At 69.7% G+C, this 3678-nt stretch carries 4 protein-coding genes; all 4 read left to right on the plus strand.

Features of this window, described 5'->3' with window-relative positions; genetic code table 11:
* Window positions 1-1135: PQQ-binding-like beta-propeller repeat protein (locus tag VF794_RS15380; protein WP_331111084.1), on the plus strand; the 1135-nt coding region annotated here is incomplete at its 5' end.
* A complete protein-coding gene (locus tag VF794_RS15385; RefSeq protein ID WP_331111086.1) occupies window positions 1132-1563 on the plus strand; it encodes a (deoxy)nucleoside triphosphate pyrophosphohydrolase in 432 nt (143 codons plus the stop codon). The genes VF794_RS15380 and VF794_RS15385, both read left to right, overlap by 4 nt.
* Complete coding sequence (locus tag VF794_RS15390; protein WP_331111089.1) at window positions 1563-2447, plus strand: ribonuclease H-like domain-containing protein; 885 nt, start codon at window positions 1563-1565, stop codon at window positions 2445-2447. Before VF794_RS15385 ends, VF794_RS15390 begins: the two co-directional genes overlap by 1 nt.
* A gap of 154 nt (window positions 2448-2601) precedes the next feature.
* A partial coding sequence (locus VF794_RS15395) for a serine/threonine-protein kinase (protein ID WP_331111088.1) occupies window positions 2602-3678 on the plus strand: 1077 nt, incomplete at its 3' end.

Raw genomic sequence — 3678 nt, forward strand, 5'->3', positions numbered from 1 at the left:
TTGGGTGGGTGGGTTCGCGGCGGCGAGCCTGCTCGGTGCATGCAGCGTGGTGCCGGTGTATGGCAACCCGGCCACCTCCGCCGCGCAGCAGCCGCCACACCACTTCTTCTCGGTGGATTGGTGGACGCAGCTCGTCAACCCCACGTTGCTCGAGTACGCGCCGCGTGAGTTCGCGCAGCCGGCGTACGACGCGAAGGGCGAGCACGTCATCACGCTCACCCGGGACGGCTTCGTGCGCAGCGTGGCCCCGGGTGGCGAGGTGGCGTGGCGGTTCCGGGTCGGCAACCGGTTCTACGCCGGCGCGACGGTGGAGGACGGCCTCGTCTACGTGCCGGGCACGGACGGCGTGCTGTACGCGCTGGACGCGAAGACGGGCGAGCCGAAGTGGAAGTACGCGGCCGGCGAGGAGCTGGCGACGACGCCGGTGCTCGCGGGCGACCTGGTGCTGGTGGCCTCGCAGAGCGACACCCTGTTCGCGGTGAGGCGGGCCTCGGGTGAGCTGGCGTGGCTGTACCGGAGGGATCCGCCCACGGGCTTCACCATCCACCGCTCGTCGGCGCCGACGGTGCGCGGGGACGCGGCCTGGGTGGGCTTCTCGGACGGCACGCTGGTGTCGTTGGACGTGACGGACGGCAGCGTGCGCTGGGAGAGGGCGCTGGCGCCGGGCGGCGGCGGGCAGTTCATGGACGTGGACACCGCGCCAGCGCTGGACGAGGCGGGCCACGTGTATGCCGCGTCGTACTCGGGGGGCCTGTACGCCCTGGACGCCGAGACGGGTGACGTGGTGTGGAACTCGGTGGCACAGGGCATCACCTCGGTGCTGGTGCACGGGGACGTGGTGGTCGCCACGGGGGATGATCGCCTGGATGCCTACCTGGGGCAGAGCGGAAAGCTCCTCTGGTCGCAAACCCTCCAGGAACGGGCCGGGTTGGAGCCGGTGTTGGTCAAGGGGATGCTCCTCGTACCGGCCCAACGCTCGTTGCTCTTCGTGGACCCGCGGACGGGACGCTCGCGCCTGGCGTGGAACCCGGGGGATGGGATCTCCGCCACGCCGCGGGTGGTGGGCGGCAAGCTGTACGTCCTGTCCAACAATGGCTACCTGTATGCCCTCCGGCTGGATGGGAGGAGCGGTTGACGCAGGGAGCGGCGAAGAGGACGGTCCGCGTGGTGGCCGCCCTCATTCCCCAGCCCGGGGATGCCTCGCGGTTCCTCGTGCAGCAGCGGCTGCCGGGTGGAAGCCGGGGGTTGCTCTGGGAGTTCCCGGGCGGGAAGGTGGAGCCCGGGGAGAGCGAGCCGGAAGCGCTGGCTCGGGAGTGCCGGGAGGAGTTGGACGTGCAACTCCACGTGGGAAGGCGGCTATGGGTGGGGACACACGAGTATTCGGACCTGACGGTGGAGCTGGCGCTGTACGCGGCCCGGCTGGAGTCGGGGGAGCCGAAGACGCTGGGAGCGAACGCGCTGGCCTTCCTGACGCCGGCGGAGATGAAGGCGCTGCCGTTCTGCGAGGCGGACATTCCGCCCCTGGAGGACCTGGTGGCGGGCCGGATGGATCCGCTGGGGTGATGCTGCGGCGCACCTTCCAGTTGATTCAGGGTGTGGGTCCCTGGAAGGAGAAGGACCTGTGGGCCCGGGGCATCCAGAGCTGGGACGACTTCCCGGAGACCGGGTGTGTGCTGGGCCAGAAGCTGGACGACGCGGCGCGTCGACGGCTGGCGCTGGCACGCGAGGCCCTGGAGCGCCGGGACTTGAAGGGGCTGGCGGCCATGGTGCCGCAGCGCGAGCACTGGCGGCTGTACCCCGAGTTCGCGGGGGACGCCGTCTACTTCGACATTGAAACGGATGGCAGGGACGAGCAGGTGCCCACGGTGGTGGCACTGTTCGACGACGCGGGCCTGCGCGTCTTCATCCAGGGCCGGAACATGGACGCGCTGCCGGAGGCCATGGCGGAGCGGCGGCTGTGGGTGACGTTCAACGGCTCGTGCTTCGACGTGCCGGTGCTGCGCAACTACTTCGGCAAGAGCTTCCCGACGCCGGAAGCGCACATTGATCTGCGCTTCGTCTGCCGGCGGCTGGGGATGGGCGGCGGGCTGAAGGAGATAGAAGACAAGCTCGGGTTGGGACGGCCCCCGCACATGAAGGGCGTGAACGGGTGGGACGCGGTGCTGCTGTGGCGTGCGTACCTCCGCGGCGGGGACGTGGAGGCGCTGCGCTTCCTGGTGGAATACAACCTCTATGACTCCTTCCAGCTCCGCTCGCTGATGGACACGGCGTACAACAAGGCGCTGGACGACCTGAACATGAACGACGTTCCGCGGGTGCCGGTGTTCCAGCGGGGCGAGGTCCTCTACGACGTGAGCCGGCTCATCCTGGAGCTGGGGCCCACGCAGCGGGACTTGAAGGTGCTCGAGCGCGTGCGCGCCCAGGACCGGGATCTGCACCAGGATTGACTCCACACCCGACCACCCGAGGGGAGAGGTCGGGCGGGCGTGTCAGTCCGGTCTGGTAGGGTGGTTGACGCTGGAGGTTCGGCATCTGGGCCCTACCTCCAGTATTCCACTGCACTGGTGCGGCGTTGGCGTGCATCGCAAAGGAGCGCCTCAGATGTCCATCGATAGGTCCGAGTCCTCGAACCCCCCCCGGCTTTTGTTCTCCGTGGCGGGGACCCGCTACGAAGTCATTCGTAGATTGGGGCAACGGAGCAATGGCGAGGTGATGCTCGCCCGGCGGCGGTACGCCGAGGGGCCCGCGGGGGCCGTGCTCATCAAACGGCTGTCGCGGCCGGTCAGCGACCAGCAGCGGCAACGGCTGCGCGAGGAAGTCCAGCTCGCGTACCGGCTCAACCATCCGGGCATCGCCAAGGTGTACCAATTGGTGCTGCATGGGGGGCTGCCGTACGTGGTGATGGAGCACGTGGAGGGCCGCTCCGTGGACACGGTGCTGAGCGTGGCGGCCATGCGGCAGCGGCCCATGTCCGAGGCCTTCGTCTGCCACGTGGTGTCCGAGGTCGCGGACGCGCTGCATCATGCGCACACGCTGACGGACGAGCTCGGGCGGCCCCTGGGCATCGTCCACCGGGACATCAACCCGGAGAACATCCGCGTGGGCACCAGTGGCGAGGTGAAACTGGTGGACTTCGGCGTGGCGTACTCGCTGTTGCCCGGGCGCGAGGCCACCACGCCCTCCGTGCTGCGCGGGGACATCGCCTATGCGTCCCCCGAGCGCATGCGCCTGGAGAAGGTGGATTACCGCTCGGATCTGTTCTCCCTGGGGCTGGTGATGTTGGAGCTGCTCACGGGCCGGCACCTGTTCGACCTGGAGGACCTGGAGCAGCCGGCGCGAGCCTCCGGGGCGGTGGCCGAGGTGCGGTGTGAGGAGCCGAGCTGGGTCCCGGTGACGGAGATGGCGGCGCGCATCGCGCGGTTCGGTCCCGAGGACGTGGAGCGGGCGCTCCAAGGGGTGTCGGAGCCGCTGAAGGCCGTGGTGCACCGGGCGCTCCGGCGTGAGCCGGCCGAGCGCTACCAGTCTGGCCTGGAGATGCGGGACGTGCTCCGGGAGTTCCTGGTGGTCCAGGGGCGCTCGTACGGGCGGCCGGAGGCGGCCCGGGAGGTGCTCGTGGCCGTGAAGGAAGCGGAGTTGTTGCGCGAGTCCGCGGACGTGCTGGAGCCGGACGTCTTTCCG

This window comes from Archangium sp., assembly GCF_036389735.1.
Taxonomy (GTDB): Bacteria; Myxococcota; Myxococcia; order Myxococcales; family Myxococcaceae; genus Archangium.